Origin of the sequence: Bacillus sp. FJAT-26390 (assembly GCF_001682865.1) — a bacterium.
Taxonomy (GTDB): Bacteria; Bacillota; Bacilli; order Paenibacillales; family Paenibacillaceae; genus Pristimantibacillus.
In genome coordinates this window covers 1680400-1701046 of sequence record NZ_MAQX01000001.1, presented here as the reverse complement: position 1 = coordinate 1701046, position 20647 = coordinate 1680400, and the positions used below count along the sequence as shown (strand labels likewise).

Genomic DNA, 20647 nt, shown 5'->3' with positions numbered 1-20647 from the left:
ACGGGTGAAACCCGTTATCCTTCGCGTCTCGATGAACAAGTATTATTAAAGATTAAAAACATGATATGGAGGATAAAAAATGAAACCATTGCAATTGGAAAAACGAGGAATAACCACAAGTCGTATGGTGATGGGATGTATGGGATTGGGCGGTGGCTGGAATCAAAATCCAATTACAGAAGATGATGTAAAGCAGGCCCATCAGGCAGTTGATGCAGCACTATCAATTGGGATTAATTTTTTTGATCATGCGGATATTTATACCTTTGGAAAGGCAGAAATAGTATTTGGTCAAGTTTTAAAGGAACGTAAGGATCTGAGAGAAAAAATAATAATTCAATCTAAATGTGGTATTCGATTTGAAGAAGGTCCAGGAAGGCCCGGAAGATATGATTTTTCTTCAGACTATATTCGCAACAGTGTCGACGGAATCCTAAAAAGACTTGGAATCGAATTTATTGATTTTTTACTGCTACATCGTCCAGATCCACTGATGGAACCGGAAGAAGTTGCTGAAGTAATACATGAATTAAAAGAATCCGGTAAAGTAAGACACTTTGGCGTTTCGAATATGAGTGCAGCACAAATCAAACTGCTACAATCCTATTCTAATGAACCTTTAATCATCAACCAATTGGAGATGAGCCTTGCTAAACTTGATTGGTTAGAAATTGGGGTACTTGTAAACCATGAAGAACGAATAAACGCTCATTTCCCTGAAGAAACATTAGAACACTGTCGTCTTGAAAATATACAAATTCAAGCCTGGGGATCTTTAGCACAAGGACTATTTTCGGGAAGAAATTTAGATGGTCAAATCGAATCTATAAAAGAAACATCACGACTAGTTAAAGATATGGCTGATCAAAAACAAACATCACCCGAGGCAATTCTATTAGCATGGCTAATGAGACATCCTGCAGGTATTCAACCTATTTTAGGTACTACTCGACCAGACCGTATTCAAAAATGTGGAGAGGCAATGAAGCTAACCCTGACGAGAGAAGAATGGTATTCTCTATTTGTAAGTTCAAGAGGCAGACGACTACCATAAGAGAAATTTGTTGTTTTCCATATACATTATTCGCAGAAATTAAAATCAACAAATTTCATGATAGCTGTTGGAGGTATCTATGAGTCAGGTGAATTTTATAAGTGAAGATATTGGAAACATAGATTTAAAGGGTTCCATTGAAAAGGTTGATGCAGGGTACGATGTAATTGCAGGCGGGAAAGACATCTGGGGGACGTCAGATCAATTCCATTTTAGTTATGTAACGATTCACGATGATTTCGATATGGCAGTAAGGTTAGAATCACTTAGCATGGCTGATCTCTATACGAAAGCGGGTCTTATGGCTCGTAAATCTTTACTTGCTGATAGTGAACATGTTTTCTTCATGGTTTTTCCTGATAATAGCCTTCGTAATAAAAATAATGGAGGTTATGAGTTGCAATATCGGGAAAAATCTGGAGATGATTCTTTTGCAATATATCCCATGGATTATTGCTCAGAACCAGCAGAATTCCCAATTAATTTTCCAAATACTTGGTTAAGACTAAAGAGGTCTGGTAATGTTTTTTACGGATTTTATAGCTCAGACGGTGAGAAATGGAAATTATATTCGACTCATGAAATGAAAATCGATCGAACTGTCTATTTAGGGTTAGCTGTCACTTCGCATAATGAGAACAATATGGCGAAAGCATCATTTAGGGACATAACGATCACAAATAACTCCATATGAGTTCGGAGGTGGTTGGAACCGGAATCAAGACCTATATAAAATAGGAGAAGGCACCAAGGAAAGTTGAGTCAAACCGAGTTGCAACGCTTTGCGATGCGCTGGTATGGAATAGAAGAGCTTAAACTATTATTAAAAAATATCGGATTCATTGATATTACATGTTCTGCTGATTATGTTTACAAAAAGCAACGATCTAACAAAGAAATTGTATTTTTCTGGTATCATCCCCTTTAAGTGGACACTCAAAAAAACCGTCATGTTATCATGGGGGTAGGAGTGACGCTCGGAGGGGATATTTTTATGGATAAAAAGGGGCAAGCATTTCGAAACTATACTGAAGAATTTAAAATAAAGGCAGTTAGAGAATATCTTGAGGTTTCTTCAAGCGATAAAAGGATAACTGAACAGTTAGATATCCGTAATTGTTCACAACTAAAAGCTTTGAAGAATTGGAAATGCACTTGGATGAACGGCTGATGCAAAGACAAGGGACAGGCTAAAATTACGAAGAGAGGCAGGAAGCGACTTCGAGCCTTACTCTTCCGTGTGCTGATGCCATTGGTAGCCAAGAACGAAGCCTTTAAAGCGTTGCACGAGTATTACACCAAACGACCGGATAATCCTTTGAAAAAATGCAGTCCCTTATCGCCTTATGCAACAAGCTCATTCGGGGTCTGTTCGGCATATTGAAAAAGTGCCTAAATGCAGGTATGACGAAACATTGAGATCGTAGAGACAACAGATAAAAAAAGCGCGGATGAGTCGGAACGCAACTATCTTACGGACGAAGATTCATGGACAGGTCTCCAATTTAGCTCCACATGAATTTTTTCTGGTACGAGCACCACGGTCAGATTCTAAGAATGAATGAGCATGTAAGAGCAAAACGTTTCTCCATAGAGGGAATATACGATAATTCACCAGGTCAAAAAATAGTGTTATAATTTTGGGTAGAAATATTAGTTTGTACAGTAAGTGGGGGTAAAATGATAATAATAAATCAATTAGACACAAAACTCTCAAGCCGATATGAGGAGCTGGGCTCAAGCCAAGATGGGAATAAGAATACTCAATTTGCTGACATTATTGTTGATGGCAAATCGATTTACGATAGACTCAGGAAATATGACATGGTCCCCGCATTAGGCTGGGGCACTAGTGATAATCAACGGCAAATGATTGATTATTTTCTTTTAAGGCAACCTCACGAATATTTGTACTATAGGTATCCCGTTTTAACATCTGGAGAGATTTTATATTAGAAGGTGAGGATAAAAAAATAAACATAGGCCCTTTCTATTTTAAATGGGATAATTATTCCACGGCAATTAACAATACCTATGGCCTTACGGACGGTAATTCTAATTAATCATTGAGCTATCGGGTAACGTTAGCTCAATAAAACAGCGTAAGTCTAGGACTTTATTTACTCGTCCACGGCTTACGCTGTTTTTATAGTTGGGACTAGTCTAATGCTTTATTTTCTTTCTAGAACAGAAATGTATAATTTCTACATCATGGACACCTTCATCGAATCATGCGACAATGAAAATGTTTTTTAAAAATGTTGAGTGGGGGAAGGTATGACTAGACAGTGGTTGAAGCGGCAAATTATTTCATATTTGCCCGTGTTCTTTTTGCTTACATTTGTTCTATTAACGGTGATGTTTCTATCGATTGCGCAATTATCGAAGAATGCTGTGGTGAGCGCTAATGGCGTGTTTGCGAGACATGTACAGCAAGTCGTTGATTATAACTTGAAGACGACTGAACGTCTTGTGTTAAACGCCGTGCTTTATAATGAAAAGTTAAAGCAGTATTTTAGTGCGGACGATAAAGAAGACAAATATTACTGGAAATATGAGATATCGAATGAAATAGCTAAATTAAAAGTTTCGAACTCGATGATCGATTCGATTTATCTATACCGCATGAGTGATGAGAGCGTTCTCACGGAAAATATGCTTACTCCACTTGTGAAATTTGGTGATCAAGCATTTATTCAAGAAATGGTAAGTTCTTCACCCAAAGCTCAGAAATGGTCTAACGCTCGGGTCTACCAAGAAACCAAGTATGCGGAGACATCGAACAAAGTAGTTACATTTGCAAGCAGAGTTACACCTCCCTCAGGGGAGCTAGGCGTGATTGTTGTGAATGTGAAAGTCAAAGCTATTGAGCAACTTGTGAATGAGATGTCATCATCGTCCGATGTAAGTTATGCGAATTTAATAGGTACCGACGATCATAATATCTATGATCCGAAAAATACTGGAGACGGTAAACAGTTGCATCAATTTATTTCGAGTTACACAGGATGGGAGCTTCATACTGGGATTAAGAATGAGAAGTTATATCAATTTGGTTCATGGGTATATTATGTGTTTTTCAGCATTGGAATCGCGGTGTTATTACTCGGGACACTATGGATTATTTATACAGCACGCAGTAATTATAAACCCATTCAGTCGATTCTTGGACGGATTACGAGTCTGTCATCCAAGCCGAGCAGTATCTTTCAAGATCAATCGGTGGATGAGTTTAAATTCATTGAAGCAGCATTTGAGGATTTATTCGAGCGGGTGACAGAATATGAGAAGGAGCAAGAAGAAGGACTGATTTCAAAAAGACGTCATATGTTGAAGGATTTAACAGATGGCAGTCTTATTCTGCAGGAAGCGGAATGGAAGAAAGAAATGTCGAGTCTGAGGCTTTCTTCGGAATTTACTTATATATGCATAGCGGTCGTTGAGGTGGACCGTTATGCTGAATTTGGACAAAGTTATTCTAACCGAGACCAGTATTTATTGAAATTCATCATTAACAGCGTACTCAAGGAAATTGCAGATCATTATCAGATTGAGATTTGGGCGGAATGGTTAGAAAGTCACCGGCTATGCATACTATTTTTGACTCAAGCGGATCTTGAGCAATCCGATAACAATATATCGGTCATTTGCAACCGAATGGTGGATTGGGTACAGAAGAATTTAGAGTTCAGTATCACCCTTGGCGTGAGTCAATGCGTTGCTGACAGTGCACAAATCTACCATTTGTACGACCAAGCCCAGATGACTCTGAATTATAAGTCAGTAAAAGGAAATAATCAAGTGATTACCCAAGTACATATGAATGAAATCCAACAAGGTGAAGCTTATAAATTGATTCATTATCTCCGCTCTCTTTCTTATTATTTTCGTATGGGGGAAGCTCGTTGGAAGGACGAATTTGAGATTTTCTTTCAACAAGTCTTAGAGGGGATGTACGCAAAAAGCGAAGTTTATTATTTAATCAACGATCTCATTAATCATTTATACCGAGAAATTATGGAACTGTCGGATGAATTCCAGGTTAGTTGGAAAAGAGATATACTGCCAAGAATGAACAACATTTTAAAGGGAATGGAGACTGTCGAAGAAACAAAGATACAGATGCTGGATGTGCTGCTTCATGCAGAACAGCAATTTCAAGAGCTTCGCGACACCAGGAAACATCATGCGTTAATGCAAAACGTCCGCAAATATATTGAAGAACAGTATTCGAATCCGGAATTGTCGCTAAAGCATCTTGAGGATGAGTTCGGTATGAATGGAAAATATTTGAGCTTCTTGTTTCGGGAAGAGATAGGCGTTAAATTTGTTGACTATTTGTCGCAAGTACGCTTAGAAAATGCAAAAGTTTTGCTTACGGAGACGCCATTATCTGTTCAGGACACTGCAAGCCAAGTTGGATATACCAACTCCATGACATTCATCCGAGGGTTCAAGAAGTACTTTGGAATGACTCCAGGTGATTATAGAAAAATGTGATTAACAAGAAGAAGCGCCCGAAGTACTGGCTAATATGTCAGTTGCGACGGGCGTTATTTTATTTTGCCGTTTATGAAAAAGATCAATCGCAAAAACCGAATCTTAGTAATTGATGATTGTCGCTTATGTGCCGCGTAATCAGGTTGCATCCGAGAGGTTGTGATGGATACGATATCTATCGACGTAGGTGAAATTGACGATTTGGAATGATGACCTGGCAGCCCATATCGAACGAAACCATTATGGTTAAGGAATGAACAACTGGAAGCAGGTGATTGGAAAGGCAATAGGAAGTGAACAATCGCTTTCTATAAAAAGACGGACCAAGGTTATTAATGTGGACAAGCACAACGTGTAAATTTGCCGCTCCCCCAGATAAGATTGTCTTGCGCTTGTTCGTGCACGGGCTAAAAGTGCGTGCTTTTATCTGGGACCCCTACGAAGCGGACATCACGCCGTTTCTGCGAAGCGGGGAAAAGCTCATCGAGATCGAAATGGTAGCAGTTGCCGCAATTTGCGTTTTTGGGCTTAACCGTGCGGTTTTTAGAAAATAATCAATCCTAGGAATTATCAAGATGAGCGCAAAAAACGATGATTTCGGAAAAAAGTATATGATTTGAATCTTAGCCATTGAGCAATTGGACGTTCAGAAGCTATAGTCGATTGGCGGCCGCAAAGAAATACATATGAGGATTGCAGGAGGTGAAGAAACTTGAAGGAAATGCACAGTACCGCTAATGGAACACTGGGAATTCAAATGAAGGAGCGACGACGATTTGAAGCGAAACGAAGATTGAAAGATAACATCCCCTTATTAATTTTATTTGTACCGGTATTGTTGTTTTATATTATCTTCAAATATGTTCCGATGTTTGGATCAATCATGGCGTTTAAGGATTATAATTTTGGACAAGGGATTCTTCATAGCCCTTGGAATGGACTAAGAAACTTCGAAATTCTTTTTAGCAACCCGCAAACGCTTAATATTATTCGTAACACGCTGTTGCTCAGTGTGTTGAATATTGTTGTTGGATTCCCAATTCCAATTATACTTGCTGTTTTATTGAATGAAGTCAGGAAACAGTGGTTTAAGAAGTGGGTTCAGACGCTCGTATATCTACCTCATTTCTTCTCCTGGGTCATTGTAGGCGGGATCGTTATCACTTTATTCGCAGAGCAAACAGGTATTGTGAATACTGTGCTTGAACGTTTAACCGGCAATACCTTTTCTTTTCTCTATGACGACGTATCATGGATAGCTATCTTCTTAGGTTCCGGGATTTGGAAAGAGGCAGGATTCAGCACCATTATTTTCTTAGCAGCCATTACGAGCATTGATCCATCGCTGTATGAAGCAGCCAGTATAGATGGAGCTAACAAGTGGAAGCAGATACTGAACGTAACGTTGCCTGGCATAAGCTCGACAATCGTCTTGATTCTCATCTTGCAGATGGGCAATGTGATGAGTGTAGGCTTTGATCCGGTTTATGTGCTGCAAAATTCAGGTGTATTTGATGTGTCGGAAGTGATTAGCACATACATCTATAAGGTCGGTATTCAGGGAGGGCAATTCAGTTTAACATCTGCCATGGGATTATTTGAATCGGTAGTCGGATTTATTCTCATATTTACTACCAATATAGTTGCTAGGAAATTTGACCGAGGTTTATGGTAAGGAAGGAGGAAAACATGAAAATTACTCGCGGTGAGAAAATTTTTATCATAAGCAACTACATCTTTCTGACAATCGCTGCTCTAAGCTGCTTGTTGCCGCTGGTGCATCTGTTCTCCGTTTCCTTAAGCGACCCTCATGCTATTTTATCGGGAAAGGTTTCTTTCTGGCCAGTAGGTTGGACCATTGAAACCTATCAGTCGTTGTTTGAAGGCACGCGTATTGTTAGCGCTTTTAAGAATAGCGTTATTATTACCGTTGTTGGGGTTGCTTTAAGCATGGCTTTTACGATTATGGCGGCTTATCCTCTTTCTAAAAAGCGCTTTTATGCAAAACGTACATTCACCTTACTCATCGTATTTACGATGTTATTTAGCGGTGGAACCATTCCAACATTTTTAGTGTTGAAGGCCTTAGGAATTGTTAATACTTATTGGGCATTATGGCTTTCAGGGCTGGTAAGTACGTATAACATGCTGATTATGCGAACATTTTTTGAAAATATTCCTGAAGAAGTTGTTGAAGCTTCAAGGATCGACGGGTGTGGAGAGTGGAGGCAATTGTTAAAGATTATACTTCCACTATCAATGCCAGTGATTGCCACCTTGACGTTGTTTTATGCTGTTGGTTATTGGAATTCATTTTCGAGTATCATGATCTATATTCATGATTCTACAAAATATAATTTAGCGGTATTGGTTCAGCAAATGGTTCAGAGTCAATCGATGCTGCAAGAGATGAATAATCTCCAGACGGATGATGTTCAACAAATGACACCGGAATCGATTAAAGCAGCAGCACTGTTCGTTATGCTGATTCCGATGCTAGTCGTATACCCGTTCTTACAAAAGTACTTTGTTAAAGGCGTTATGATTGGAGCCGTTAAAGGTTAATCAGATGAAATGAAGTCAATAGATATGCTAATTATTCTACTAATAATTGGGGGAATTCGAATGAAACATCCTTTTATGAAATCTGTGTCGTTAAGTTTAACCGCATTATTTGTAGCAGCATCCTTATTTGCAGGTTGCTCATCAGAGGATAATTCAAAAGCGTCATCAGAAACAGAGGATAGTTCAAAGAGAGGCTCAATCACTGCGACATTATATGATCGCGGAAAAGTTCCGCCGGAAGCAGGAACGATTGATAACAATATTTGGACGAAATGGATGAATGAAAAGGGACCAGTTGATGTTAAGTTTGTACCGTTCCCTCGCTTTGAGCAAGTACAGAAACTAAATCTATTATTCGCGTCAGGAGATGCGCCTGATTTGATCTTGGAATACGATGGCGGCTTCTTCAATCAGCTGTATGCTCAAAAACAGCTTTTGCCTTTGGATGATTTGATAGCGGAGCATAGCACGTCGTACAAGGAATTAACAGTGAAGTATCCGCAATTGCTGACGCTCGGCCAAAAGGATGACGGGAAGACCTACAATTTTGGACGTATACTGGGCGCGAAAAATAACGATTATATTTTAGTACGTAAAGATTGGCTGACAAAGCTTCAGTTAGATGCTCCAAAGACAGTAGATGAATTGTTCCAAATAGCAAAATCATTCCGTGAAAATGATCCCGATGGAAATGGGCAAAAAGATACGTTTGGCATGAACATCGGCGGGGCATCTGCTGAATCCGTGGTTAACTCCATGTTTAATAATGCTAGCCGATTTGTCAAAGATGGCAAGCTTGTAAACCCGAACATTGGCGAACAAGCCAAAGCTGCCGTGCAATTCCAGAAAGAATTGTTTGATGCAGGGATCATTGATAAAGATTTCTTGACGGATAAGAACGGGGAAAAAGCGAAGCAAGATTGGGTGAACGGTAAGCTTGGATTCTATTTCGCAAGCGGCGGAGTAGACAGTGCATCATTGCTGGATGAGTATAAATCTTTGCTTAAAAATGTTCTGGGCGCAGAAGTCATGGCGATACCAGTACCTGCGGGACCATTCGGGCAGTTTAACCCTGGTTTCAAGTCTCCGATTCAAATGACGGGCGGTATTAATGCTAATGCGAAAGATCCCGTTGCGGTAATGAAATATATCGATTTTCTCGTTGAGAAAAATACGATTATGACGCTTAAGAACGGGATAGAAGGTGAGCATTATACTCAGGATAGCGAAGGCATTGCTACGCCGATAGATCCAGAAAAGAACAAAAAGGATTTGGTGGGCACGTTAGATTTAAGCATTATGAGCTCCATCGGAACATTGCCGAAGGGCGAACAAGTTAGTGTTAAGCTTGATCCAAGCATTCCGGAAGAGAAGCAATTCGCAGAAATTCTTGCAGCGGCTGATGCAGCTTATTTTAATCCAGCCAATGATTATGCCTATCCGATTACGAACTGGCCGGGATTGCCGTCAAACTTGCAAATTATTGATAAGAGCGTAGCAACGATTAATGATATGTGGAAGAAGTCGATTGTAAGCGGCAATAAATATACATCAGATCAGGCTTTGGCAGATGTTCAAGATTTATGGAGCAAGTCTGGTGGACAGCAAATCGACCAATTCTATAGTGATTGGATTACGAACAATTCAGACAAGATCATCTATAATCGAGATTTCATTAAAATGATTAATGAACAATAGGTCACTGACGACTCATTTTGGGAGGGATCAATTTGAACAGAAAATCTGTACCTGTAGTAGATCATCAGGGGAAGGGGATAGCGGAGGTCTATCCCTATCCTCTACCAGAAATATATAATACCTCCGCCGAATATGCATTAGCTGCAAATGGCGTTTCGATTCCGTTTACGACTTATACGAAGGATTACGATTATGCTAGTTTCTCCGTGACGGCTGGTCAAGTAACCTATGAACTGACTTTGCTTGATGATAGCGAGATCAAAACGTATACGATTAGTCCGCTAAAGTTGAATATTTCCCCAGTTATTACAGGGAATAAGATGACGTTCATCGTTGATCGAGATGAATATCTTATCATCCGTGTGAATAATCGGGAGAAACGGGTAGTTCTTGCAGCAGATCCTGGGGAAACGGATGTTCCTTCTGCGACGGATGAAGGGGTCTTCGATGTAACACGCGGTCCGTATGATATTGTGCCAGCCGCCGCTAAAACCGGGATACAAGTCAGAACCGCCGCAATTCAGCAAGCACTCGATGATGCCAGCCAATATGGTACATCTCATGGTAACGGTGCTCAAGGTATAGTTTATTTTCCAGCAGGAACCTACTTTATTTCGAATCTGGTGATCAAGAGCAATACAGCAATCTATCTGGAGCCAGGTTCCGTGTTAATCAGCACGAGTAATATGTCAGACCTAAAAGAGCACTGGTTTAAGGATTCTGTCGGTAAACCTGTGACGTGGTGGATCTCGACTGCCTACGAATCCACCAATATCAAGATATACGGCCGCGGAACCATTGACGGTAACGGAGAAGCACTCTCTGAAAATGGGATGATCAATAATTTACTTGTCCCGATTGCTACCTCGGCATTCAGCGTGGATGGTATTACCATTCGAAATGCTTCAGCCTGGGCAATCACGACGATAAGATCGAAGGTATTAAACTTCGTTAATTTGAAGATGTTCAACAGCTTGAATATGGGAGAAAATGACGGAATCGATGTATGCGAGTCGCAACAAGTCGTTGTTAGAAACGCGATTGGTATAGGGCTAGACGATCCATTCTCAACCAAAGCCTGGAAGGAAACGACAGATATCGCATCCGGGAAAGTATGCTGGCCGGGAGATCCTGAGCCTGTAGATGATGTTCTGTTTGAAGATTGTATGGCATGGACGATTTGTTATGGTTTTAAGATAGGTCAAGGCGTCATGCAAAATCAAGAGAACATAACATTTAGAAATTGCGTTGTTTATGACGCAGCCGTTGGTTTCGGCATTCATCATAAATATGGAACAGCTGAAGCGAATCATATTACATTTGAAAATATGGAAATCGAACATATTAGCTATATGAACGATGATAATAGCGCCTGGATGACCATGTTCATCGTGAACGGGAATCAGTTAGGCATCGGACCGATTACAGATGTTAAGGTGAAGAACATCAAGGTATACGACAAAGGCAGAGGCAGCGCCAAGATACAAGGCACTAAAGGTGCTCCGATCACGAATGTCATGTTTCAAAATATTTATATGCCCGGACAGGAGAAGGCAGCTGCGAGTTTAGCCGACATGAATTTCTTGATTCGAGATTTCAATAGCGGAATTATGATATTGCCCGAGGAGGAGGTTAAGTGTGATGGATTTCACAATTGGTAATCTTCAATCAAGTGTCTTGGTTCATCGTCATCCTGCAAACCCGATACTTGCTCCAAAGGATATCCCCTATAACCCAGCCATGGTATTTAATGCTGGTGTTGTGAAATATCAAGGAAAATATGTCATGGTGTTCCGAAATGATTATGGAGATGAAGAGAGTCAGACCATTTTACCGCATAATACTACGAATTTGGGTCTCGCATTTAGTGATGACGGTGTGAAATGGGAGGTTAATCCGTTCCCTTGTTGGAGCTGGGAGGATGAAGAGGTGATTCGGGTCTATGACCCGAGGTTAACAGTCATCGAAGGGAAATGCTATATGTGTTTTGCTGTGGATACGAAGCATGGGCTTCGCGGCGGTATTGCCGCAACGGATGACTTTAGTTCTTTTGAAGTCCTCAGCTTGTCTGTCCCGGACAATCGGAATATGGTGCTGTTCCCAGAAAGAGTAGGCGGGAAATATATTCGGCTGGAACGTCCGTTCCCGGTTTACAGCCGACATGGGATCGATAGATTCGATATGTGGATGAGTGATTCTCCAGATTTGCGTTATTGGGGAAATTCCAAGCTTATGCTAGCTGTAGAGCAAGTTCCATTTGCAAATGACAAGATTGGTCCAGGGGCTCCGCCGATTAAGACGGATAAAGGGTGGTTAACGACTTTTCACGCCGTTGATATTAATCCTTCACGAGGTAAGAATGGTTGGGAGGAAACCTGGAAGAAAAGATATACAGCAGGTATTATGCTACTCGATTTAGTTGATCCAAGCCGGATCGTAGGTATGTCTAGTTCACCGATACTCGCACCTGAAGCAGCCTATGAGATTGATGGGGGTTTTCGTAATCATGTCATTTTCCCAGGCGGAATGATTCTTGAAGACTCGGGGGAAGTCAAAATTTATTACGGTGCTGCCGACACAGTGGAATGTCTCGCAACTGCAGATGTTCATGACTTAGTACGCCTATGTTTAGAAGGCAAGTAACAGAGGGGGAAACGCAGTGAGTTACGGTGAAATGATTATACCAGCACAATCAATTCCTGTATCGCATGAGGTGGATGTTGTTGTTGTTGGCGGTGGACCTGCCGGGATAGCGGCTGCCATTAGTGCGGCTGCAAACGGCGCGAATACACTATTAATTGAGCAGCGTGGTTTCTTGGGGGGGATGGGAACGGTAGCGCTTGTTCCAGCATTTTGCCCATTTACAGATAAAGTGAAGCCTGTAATTCGGGGACTCGGCATGAAGCTGATGGAACGGATGAAGCAGTCTTGTAACGATGATTACCGCAAAAAATATGCGAATACGCTGGATTGGGTGCCGATTGATCCTGAGGTTCTCAAACGTGTGTATGATGATGCTTCACTCGAGAACGGAGTTTCCTTGCTTTATCATACATTTGTGTTCGATGTGATTTTGTCAGAGGATCATCGCAACATCGAAGGGATCATTATCGTGAACAAATCTGGTCGTTCAGTCGTACGATGCCGTTATGTGGTTGATGCGACTGGAGATGCCGATATTGCAGCGAAGGCCGGTGTTCCATTCCAGAAGGGCGGAGAACAAGGAGAGTTGCAATCTGCCAGCATGTGCTATCTGCTCGCAAATGTGGATCGCAAGAAGTTTAATCGTTTCGTTAAGGAGTCAGGGGATACGAGCCAGCTTCATCAAACCGTTGAACAGGCTATGGCTGATGGAGTCCTTCCGGAAGGACGGAAATTGGTATCGGGGCTCGCATGGGTTAATGATTACTTGGTTGGCGTTAACTTTGGTCATATATTTGGTATTGATGGCACGAAAGCTGAGGATTTGACGCGTGGGGGTATTGAAGGACGTAGGCTTGTTGAGCGTCAGGTTCAGTTCTTTCGAGCGTATGTACCAGGATTCGAGCAAGCTCATGTCGTTGCGACTGGGGAACAGGTTGGAATTCGAGAAACACGGCGAATTCAAGGCGATTATGTGCTCACAGAGGAAGACTTTATGCAGGCGCGTTCATTCGAAGATGATATTGCCCGCAATGCATACTATATTGATATCCATATGGCAACCAGCAAACAAAATATGACATTTAAGCACTTGGCACCAGGTGAATCACATGGGGTCCCTTATAGAGTTTTATTGCCCGTAGGGATCGATAATATGTGGGTTCCGGGACGAGCTGCATCTTCGGAGCGGGCAGTACAAGGTTCGCTGCGCGTAATGCCGAATTGCTTCGCTATGGGTGAGGCATCCGGTACGGCTGCTGCCTTAGCTATGAAATCATCTGTAAAGTCAAGGGAAGTTTCTGTTGTTGAGCTCCAGCAGATGCTTTTACGGAATGGCGTATGGCTGGGGGAAGAAGGTGCGGTGAGTTGAAGGAAATCCCAATAACGGATGAGTTGTTTCTCGGGGCGGTCTCATTAGAGCGTACATTGAATGGGATTAAGCCTTGGCGTATCCCATACCAAGATTATGATTTGTATCCTCCAAATGGGATCGATTCAAAAGCAGAGATATGTGCGGGAGTGCGACTTTGTTTTCACACAGATTCGACGGTAATTGTACTGAAATTCTCTCCAATTAAAGGGGAGGCCCGATTAGATTGTATGGTGGATGGAAAATTGTTCGCTACAGCAGCGTTGAACGAGAGTGATAGGGAGGTTACCTATACTAACCTATATCATGGACGAAAAGAGATCATTATTTATCTGCCACAAAATATTGGTATGACGGTATGCAGCTTGTGGATCGAGCAGAATGCAGAAATGAGGATTTTCCCGGATACACAACCGAAATGGGTCACCTATGGCAGTTCAATCACGCAATGTGTAGGTGCGCACAGTCCATCTCGCACATGGCCAGCGATTACAGCGAGGGAAAGCGGTCTTAACTTAACTTGCCTTGGTTTTTCAGGAAACTGCCATCTGGAGCCGATGGTTGGGAAACTCATCCGTGATTTGCCAGCTGATTTCATCTCACTTTGCGTGGGAATAAATGTATACGGGGCTGCTTCGTTAAGTCCTCGTACGTTCAAACCGGCGCTAATTGGTATGTTGGAAACAATAAGGGATAAACATAAGCAAACGCCTCTGCTCGTTATTTCACCGCTCTATGCCGCGCATCGTGAGACAATCGATAATGTGCTCGGTTTCACTCTGCCGGAGATGCGGGAGGATGTGCGTCAAACCGTAGAGATGGTACGGGCGCGCGGTGATCATCACATTTACTATATGGATGGGTTGGAGTTGTTTGGTTCGGACGATGCGTCCCACCTTCCTGACCATCTGCATCCTGATGGGGATGGATATGAAATCATAGGTTCACGGTTTATGGAAAAGATCATAATGCCTTTCCGTAAGAAGGACATTATATAGTGATTTAAGGGTATATCAACGGGTTCATGAACTTATTAAAAAAGTTAAAGGCTTTAGTTAAGAAGACCTTAAGGATTTTTTCTTAGGGTCTTTCTTTAGTATTTTCGTTTGAAGGAGCTGTTTGAAGAATTCATCTTAGAGAGAAAATATCAAACTAATGAAGTAGAAGAGACTTTAGCGGCTTTGCTAGAATTATCAGATAGACAGTGGCATACGTATGAATTATTGGATAATGTTATTAAGAATGAGGTTGAAAATTGGATAATTAGTAAGTGTAAAAAAGAATCATTTAATGCAATAGATCTTATAACATTAATTATTGGTCGATTAGGATTAGTTAAAGCGTATGAGCACGTAAATAGTTTATTAGATGAGGATCTGGCTAATGAAATAAGAGCCACTATTCAAGAAACAGTTGCTGAACTAGATGGGCATGTTGAAGATCCATGGATGAAATAAGTAATTTTGAACAATTCACCTTAATTGGCTTCATGCCTTTTTTACTGCATAATTTCATGATGGATTTCATCTTCATCTGCTTCTTTTCCTCTACATTGTGACGCTGTAATGCCCGAACTTCTGGGTTTGTCATAACCATACACATCGTCATGAGATAGAGGAAATGTCGCAAACGTGAACGGGCTCGCTTACTGAGCATCATCTTTCCACCCCATTTCCCGGAACTTGCCTCAGCTAGATTGACCCCTGGATGCCGCAACAGAGCATTTCCGTGCGTGTAGCCGCCAAGATCACCGGCCCCACCGAGGAACAGGGGAATAATACCCGTTTTTGATCATATCTGCAATGACAAGCGCGTCCCCTTGTTCTTTTTGACGAAATGAGGGTTAACCCAGAACGGTCTCAATCCCTTGATCGACAAGCCGGTGTGCTAGGCTGAACTCGTGCGTAACCCCATCGTACCGAGGCGCTCGTTTTAGTTCAAACACCAAATTTTTCGTTTTACAGGAATTCTAACGGGCAGAGTAAATCAATGAAATTATGTTCATAAATAAAATTATTATTAGAACGTTGATAATAGCCTAGCACATTCATTTGTTTACCTTAATAGGATAATGTGAGTCATATAGTCAGTTATGAGTCACGTAATCATAGGAGGTATGCAACGAATGCAGAGGAAAAAAGCTAAGATAATAAAGAAAACTAGAGCTTGTAAAAAGGGACAGCGGCACGTACATGAATTTGAAGGAAGTACAAAACTGGCTGAAGAGGGCAATGATCGACATAATCACCGCTTTGCAGGAGTTACTGGGCAAGCGATTCGAGTCGGAAAAAGCCATGTCCATGAAATTGATCTTACGAACACAGATTTCTTGAACCACTTTCATAAACTGAAAAAAATTGTAACTGGTCCGGCCATTCCAGTCGGAAATGGCAAACATGTACATTTTGTAACAGGCCAAACGACATTAAATGATGGTCATGTTCATCCATTTAAATTCGCAACATTGATTCAAGCACCTCTTGTTTAATGATTAAATTATACAGAAAGATATGAATGGTCATGAAGAAACGATTTTAAGTACAACATTCAATAGAAAACGATAGTCGAATATTAGACTTTGATGAGCAGGTGCTACGGTAGCCTGCTCTTTTTATTAAGCGCGTGCCGAGAGGCACGCATCATCTAGTCAATGAAGGTCCGGCTTAAAAAAATAGACCGCGTAAGAAATAAGGTATATTTTGAGGAAGGTTATTGATGAACCAGAGTAAATATCTAAGCCAGGCAAGCAACCCATTGAACTTGAAAACGGGAAACAAGCATATTACGAAGAGGGTGAGACTGGCCAATCAATCTGGTGGGAAAGTGAAAATTGATTTTTGGCTCGATCTTTTATTTTATTAACGGAAATCTTGATCAGTTAGGTAATTATGAGGTCTAAATCAAACGATATGGTTTGAATACCAACCATTTTTCGAAAACGAAAAAAAGGGACTTACATAATTATAGTCCCTTTTTGTCTATTTACCGAATGATCTAAGATCAAGGCACTTTTATTGACTAAGTGGCAGACGCAGCACCTTAGAAGACGATCAGCAAACTGCTTGCCGCATGTACAATCCCCTTTGTTATCGTGTCAATGGCATCCGTTCTAATTACTTCCGATATGTTTAACATATTAATTTGCTTGATCGCCGCTTTTCCAGCATTCATCAATTCAAGTAGCAACTGTGTTTGCTCTTCATGCGTTGTCGCGACGTTAAGCTTACGTTGTACTTCACCCTGTTTGCTTTCGAAATCATTCATGATGCTCTGGAGAATTATTGCTGGGTCTTTGTCAGCGATGATGGTTACTTCTTTCTGGAAAATTACTTTATTCGCCCCGCTATTTGGGTTGACGATAGCCGCTTGAATAACCGCGGTTGCTATATTCACCTGTTCAGGAATGGAGGCGGTGCCGTCCGGCAGGATATTGAAAAGAGAACTTCCGGATACCTTCTTCCATGCCAGTGCTTGCGGTGGAATGTCAATAGAGGCAACCTTTAAACTGTAATTACGCTGATAGCCGCCGCTGCTAAGTTTAACCGACGCCTGTGCCATTGATCGGATATAGGCAACAGTCCATGCATGGGCGGCTGGTTCGTCATGTACTAGTTTTTTCTGGAAATTCATTATTGTAGACTGAACATCATAAGGAGTGACATTAAGATTCCTCAAAATCTTGCTTATTTTGTAATAGGTTGATTGACTAAGCTGATTGGTTATGGCTTTCATAAGGATGTCAGTCATTTTCTGATTATTGCCTAAATGTCCTAACAGTTCAATTGGAGACAATTGCGAGAGATAATATTGAATATGCCCTTCGATACCTCTGAGATCCTTGCCATCCCCAAAAATGAACGAAACAATATCCTCCATCGTTAGTTTCGTTTCTCCACCTGCCGCAGCTATTGTACTCAGTGTCAGCAGAAACTCGGGATCAGACAAGGTGTCTTCTAACCCGGATTCCAGTTGATCGTATGGAAGGGAACCTATCGACAAAATGATATGAAAAAGCTTCTTTTTCAATTGAGCCTGATCAACAGATGCAGGCAGCTTGAGTTTGATTTTGTTCCAGATCGGATCAATCAAGGACAGGTCGTTTATCTCGCCCAGTTCTGCAAATTCAGAACTTAGCTTACGTACATCCTCTAAATCTGCAGGATCACCTGCGTCAAGAGCGGCACGAAGCATGTTGCTCCATTCCAGGAACGGCGCTCCTGATTTGTATGATATGGTAAAGCTGCTGTTGTACTGCGTTTGATTACCATCGTTATCTGTGGCAAAGATGAGAAGGGAGTGAGTGCCGCTAGGCAATCTGGGAGTAATTGCAGTCAACGTCTCAGATGCTTCGTCATAACTGAACGGCACCATCATATTGTCGACCCCAACCATGCACATGCTAAGATTTATGCCGGAGTTCTCATCGTATACTTTAGCAGTGATCTTCGACCAAGCCGTCGTTAAGCTATTGCCGTCAGCGGGAGACACCGATTCAATATGCGGTTCTAAACGATCCTGAGGGTAGGTTGACACCTTAAGGGCAGGGCCGTCTGTCGTCCAACTGCCATCGGAGCGCTCCGCCTCAACCTTAAAGTTGTATGTGGTATTTGGCCACAGATTAGTTGCATCAAATGTGGTGATGTTTCCGTTCACTGCCCCTAGGAGTATGCTATTACCATATATTCTGTAACCCATGCTCTCTTTGGCAGGCGTCCAGGATAATCGGAGTGAATCCGCTTCGATATTCGCTGCTTCCAAGACACTATTTTCCCATACTGAGAGCCGGACATTGAAGCTTCCGTTGTATTCCTGCAATAATTTCTTATCATGGTCTAAGACACGAATGTTTAAGGAGTGCGTACCATCTTGTAGATTCGAGCAGTACGTGAATACCAAACCATGCAGATAATTCGGCTCTATTAGTTGTTGGTCATCGACCATGATAAGGATTGAACCTGTTTCTGCTAGTGGAATCCCGAGTCCAAAGCTGATGATCGTAAAGTTCTCGTTAATCATTGTGCCGTCTGAGGGACTTACGTTTCCGATAACAGATGTTAAATCAGCAGCTTCTGGGCTGCCTCCACTCTCTTGCGCGTAGGCATACTGGGGAACGAAAAGCATGAGCAAAAAGCTTATAATGAGCAAGTTCGGTATTCTTAATCGATATGACTTCATAATCTCCTCCTTAATCAAACTGATTATTCATTTAGAGTAATAATATACCATGATGTTCGCGTTTTGAATATTTATTAATTTATTCATAAGCTATCCATGTTAAGCGTGGAGGCAATGGATAGCAACGAACCAATGAATCCCCTGAGAAAATCAAGAAGATACGGGGCAAGCGGTTAAACTGTATAAAGCTTTATGTAGAACTATAGAATTGACGAAGGCTTATGCTTGAATGAAATTTTAGCGAAACGAGTCGATTTGGAAGGACGGAAGGAGAGGCTCCCGTTCCTATTCGGGAACAGCTCGCTTTGCTAAAAAGTCCCCGAATCTCGGTCGCGCTGTCCATCAGTTTTTTCTGGATATTAGGAAATATGATTCTGTACACTTATATAACGCCGTTTCTTCTGGACATGACGGGGATGAGCGAGCGGATGGTAAGCATCGGATTGTTTGCCTTTGGGCTGGCTAGTCTCCTAGGCTCCCAGGTTGGCGGCTTCGGTGTAGATAAATAGGGAATCCCCCGCACGATGCTTGGAGGATTGCTCTTACACTTCGGTATATTATTTTTACTCGCGGCATTTTCGCACTCGACCATGTTCGTGTTGCCTTTGCTGATGTTATGGTCATTTTTAGCTTGGTCGACGGGGCCGGTTCAACAAGTTTATTTAATCGGTATGGCTCCTCAGGCTTCGGGGATCATCCTGAGTATGAACAATTCCATCGTGCAGTTGGGCATGGCCGTGGGGGCTGTACTCGGGGGCGTCATCGTAGAAAACATCTCTCTTACAGCAGCCGGTTGGATTGGTGGGGTTGGCGTTGCACTAGGACTCATCCCAGCTAGTTATTCCTTATCCCTGCGTCGTAGATCCGGAATGCTGGAACAGAAATTGAGCGTATCCGATAAAGCGGATGTTTGAAAAGATATCTATTGATGGATTTGGTTTAATAATGGATGCCGTTCTAATTGAACGATAGATAAAGACAACACATCAGAACAGCAGCCGGTAAGTAACTAGCTGCTGATTTTGTTGATATAATGGGCAGACTTTAATCGTTATAATAAGTTGTTCAAATAAATTGCATGTATTGCCTGTAGTGGGGATTAATAGAAAGATAGGGAGTATGACGATACTGAATTAAGGAAGTTACTGGACTTGTATAATGATCCACAAACAGCGTTGGAGGTAACTACGGAGAGAGCATTTCTCGGGGTACTAAATGGTGGATGTCACGTGCCAATTGGTGCAGAAACCGGACACCGGTTGCCATTATTTGTTGAACGAGCTCGTCTATGTTATGTGCAATTTGAGAATATAGGAGATTAAACGGTATCAAAAGGTATTATTAATAGAATGCTTGCATCCTTTAAGGGTCCAGGCATTCTATATTTGTTTTATAACTATAGTGTCTCTCTTTTTCTAAGTGCTGGTGTTCTGAATTACTATTTCACATCCTGCATGAGGCTGTCGCTATGAGTAATAAATGAATCGAGTAAATATATATTCAATATATTTTTAGTGCAGGGTGATTTCGTATTTTCAAATTCGGAAATGAAACAAACTCAAATTGGAAACCAACAAAACATGTGTTATTTTCGAAAAAAAACGTCGTTTTATGTAATTGAATGTAGAATTTTAGGAACGTTT

Annotated in this window: 16 protein-coding genes and 4 pseudogenes; 18 read left to right on the top strand and 2 right to left on the bottom strand. The window is 41.5% G+C overall.

Annotated features, from left to right (window positions below; all coding sequences use genetic code 11):
- Positions 1-79 precede the first annotated feature (79 nt).
- From A7975_RS07850 to A7975_RS33545, 14 genes and pseudogenes are all read left to right on the top strand, one after another.
- Positions 80-1054 (top strand): aldo/keto reductase, encoded by a 975-nt coding sequence (locus A7975_RS07850; protein WP_065384715.1) that lies wholly within the window; start codon positions 80-82, stop codon positions 1052-1054.
- Positions 1055-1133: 79 nt separating this feature from the next.
- Positions 1134-1748, top strand: a complete 615-nt coding sequence (locus tag A7975_RS07845; protein WP_053376567.1) for a DUF1349 domain-containing protein — start codon at positions 1134-1136, stop codon at positions 1746-1748.
- A 54-nt stretch (positions 1749-1802) separates the two neighbouring features.
- A pseudogene (locus A7975_RS35625) lies at positions 1803-1982 on the top strand (class I SAM-dependent methyltransferase); the annotation flags it as partial.
- A 66-nt stretch (positions 1983-2048) separates the two neighbouring features.
- Positions 2049-2225 (top strand): transposase, encoded by a 177-nt coding sequence (locus tag A7975_RS34035; protein ID WP_176707680.1) that lies wholly within the window; start codon positions 2049-2051, stop codon positions 2223-2225.
- A gap of 3 nt (positions 2226-2228) precedes the next feature.
- Positions 2229-2473: pseudogene (locus A7975_RS34770) on the top strand (IS110 family transposase); the annotation flags it as partial.
- A gap of 858 nt (positions 2474-3331) precedes the next feature.
- Positions 3332-5554, top strand: a complete 2223-nt coding sequence (locus A7975_RS07835) for a helix-turn-helix domain-containing protein (RefSeq protein ID WP_065384714.1) — start codon at positions 3332-3334, stop codon at positions 5552-5554.
- Positions 5555-6311: 757 nt separating this feature from the next.
- Positions 6312-7229, top strand: a complete 918-nt coding sequence (locus tag A7975_RS07825; RefSeq protein WP_053377849.1) for an ABC transporter permease — start codon at positions 6312-6314, stop codon at positions 7227-7229.
- Positions 7230-7243: 14 nt separating this feature from the next.
- A complete protein-coding gene (locus A7975_RS07820) occupies positions 7244-8119 on the top strand; it encodes a carbohydrate ABC transporter permease (RefSeq protein WP_053376564.1) in 876 nt (291 codons plus the stop codon).
- A gap of 60 nt (positions 8120-8179) precedes the next feature.
- On the top strand, positions 8180-9817 hold the full coding sequence (locus tag A7975_RS07815) for an extracellular solute-binding protein (RefSeq protein WP_176707679.1): 1638 nt from the start codon (positions 8180-8182) through the stop codon (positions 9815-9817).
- A gap of 32 nt (positions 9818-9849) precedes the next feature.
- The gene (locus tag A7975_RS07810; RefSeq protein WP_065384713.1) at positions 9850-11478 is read left to right on the top strand and encodes a glycosyl hydrolase family 28 protein; all 1629 of its coding nucleotides are present in this window, start codon (positions 9850-9852) and stop codon (positions 11476-11478) included.
- Entirely contained in the window at positions 11459-12460 is a 1002-nt protein-coding gene (locus tag A7975_RS07805; RefSeq protein ID WP_053376561.1) for a glycoside hydrolase family 130 protein, read from the top strand. Before A7975_RS07810 ends, A7975_RS07805 begins: the two co-directional genes overlap by 20 nt.
- A 31-nt stretch (positions 12461-12491) precedes the next feature.
- On the top strand, positions 12492-13829 hold the full coding sequence (locus A7975_RS07800; protein WP_065384876.1) for an FAD-dependent oxidoreductase: 1338 nt from the start codon (positions 12492-12494) through the stop codon (positions 13827-13829).
- Positions 13799-14827, top strand: a complete 1029-nt coding sequence (locus A7975_RS07795; protein ID WP_369688905.1) for an SGNH/GDSL hydrolase family protein — start codon at positions 13799-13801, stop codon at positions 14825-14827. The genes A7975_RS07800 and A7975_RS07795 overlap by 31 nt, the downstream gene beginning before the upstream one ends.
- Positions 14828-14935: 108 nt before the next feature.
- Positions 14936-15286, top strand: coding sequence for a hypothetical protein (locus tag A7975_RS33545; protein ID WP_065384711.1), 351 nt, complete (start codon positions 14936-14938; stop codon positions 15284-15286).
- A gap of 40 nt (positions 15287-15326) precedes the next feature.
- Here A7975_RS33545 and A7975_RS32905 read toward each other — a convergent pair.
- A pseudogene (locus tag A7975_RS32905) lies at positions 15327-15593 on the bottom strand (transposase); the annotation flags it as partial.
- Between the two features lie 361 nt (positions 15594-15954).
- Between A7975_RS32905 and A7975_RS07785 the strand changes: the two are divergent.
- Positions 15955-16317 (top strand): YmaF family protein, encoded by a 363-nt coding sequence (locus A7975_RS07785; RefSeq protein WP_065384710.1) that lies wholly within the window; start codon positions 15955-15957, stop codon positions 16315-16317.
- A gap of 551 nt (positions 16318-16868) precedes the next feature.
- On the opposite strand, the gene A7975_RS07780 is transcribed toward A7975_RS07785, so the two are convergent.
- Positions 16869-19004, bottom strand: coding sequence for a fibronectin type III domain-containing protein (locus A7975_RS07780; RefSeq protein ID WP_065384709.1), 2136 nt, complete (start codon positions 19002-19004; stop codon positions 16869-16871).
- Between the two features lie 368 nt (positions 19005-19372).
- On the opposite strand from A7975_RS07780, the gene A7975_RS34760 reads away from it, so the two are divergent.
- From A7975_RS34760 to A7975_RS34750, 3 genes and pseudogenes are all read left to right on the top strand, one after another.
- Positions 19373-19513, top strand: a complete 141-nt coding sequence (locus tag A7975_RS34760) for a hypothetical protein (protein ID WP_255314198.1) — start codon at positions 19373-19375, stop codon at positions 19511-19513.
- Between the two features lie 15 nt (positions 19514-19528).
- Positions 19529-19918, top strand: a complete 390-nt coding sequence (locus tag A7975_RS34755; protein ID WP_255314197.1) for an MFS transporter — start codon at positions 19529-19531, stop codon at positions 19916-19918.
- 207 nt (positions 19919-20125) lie between these two features.
- Positions 20126-20248, top strand: a pseudogene (locus A7975_RS34750) (hydroxymethylbilane synthase); the annotation flags it as partial.
- Positions 20249-20647: the final 399 nt, after the last annotated feature.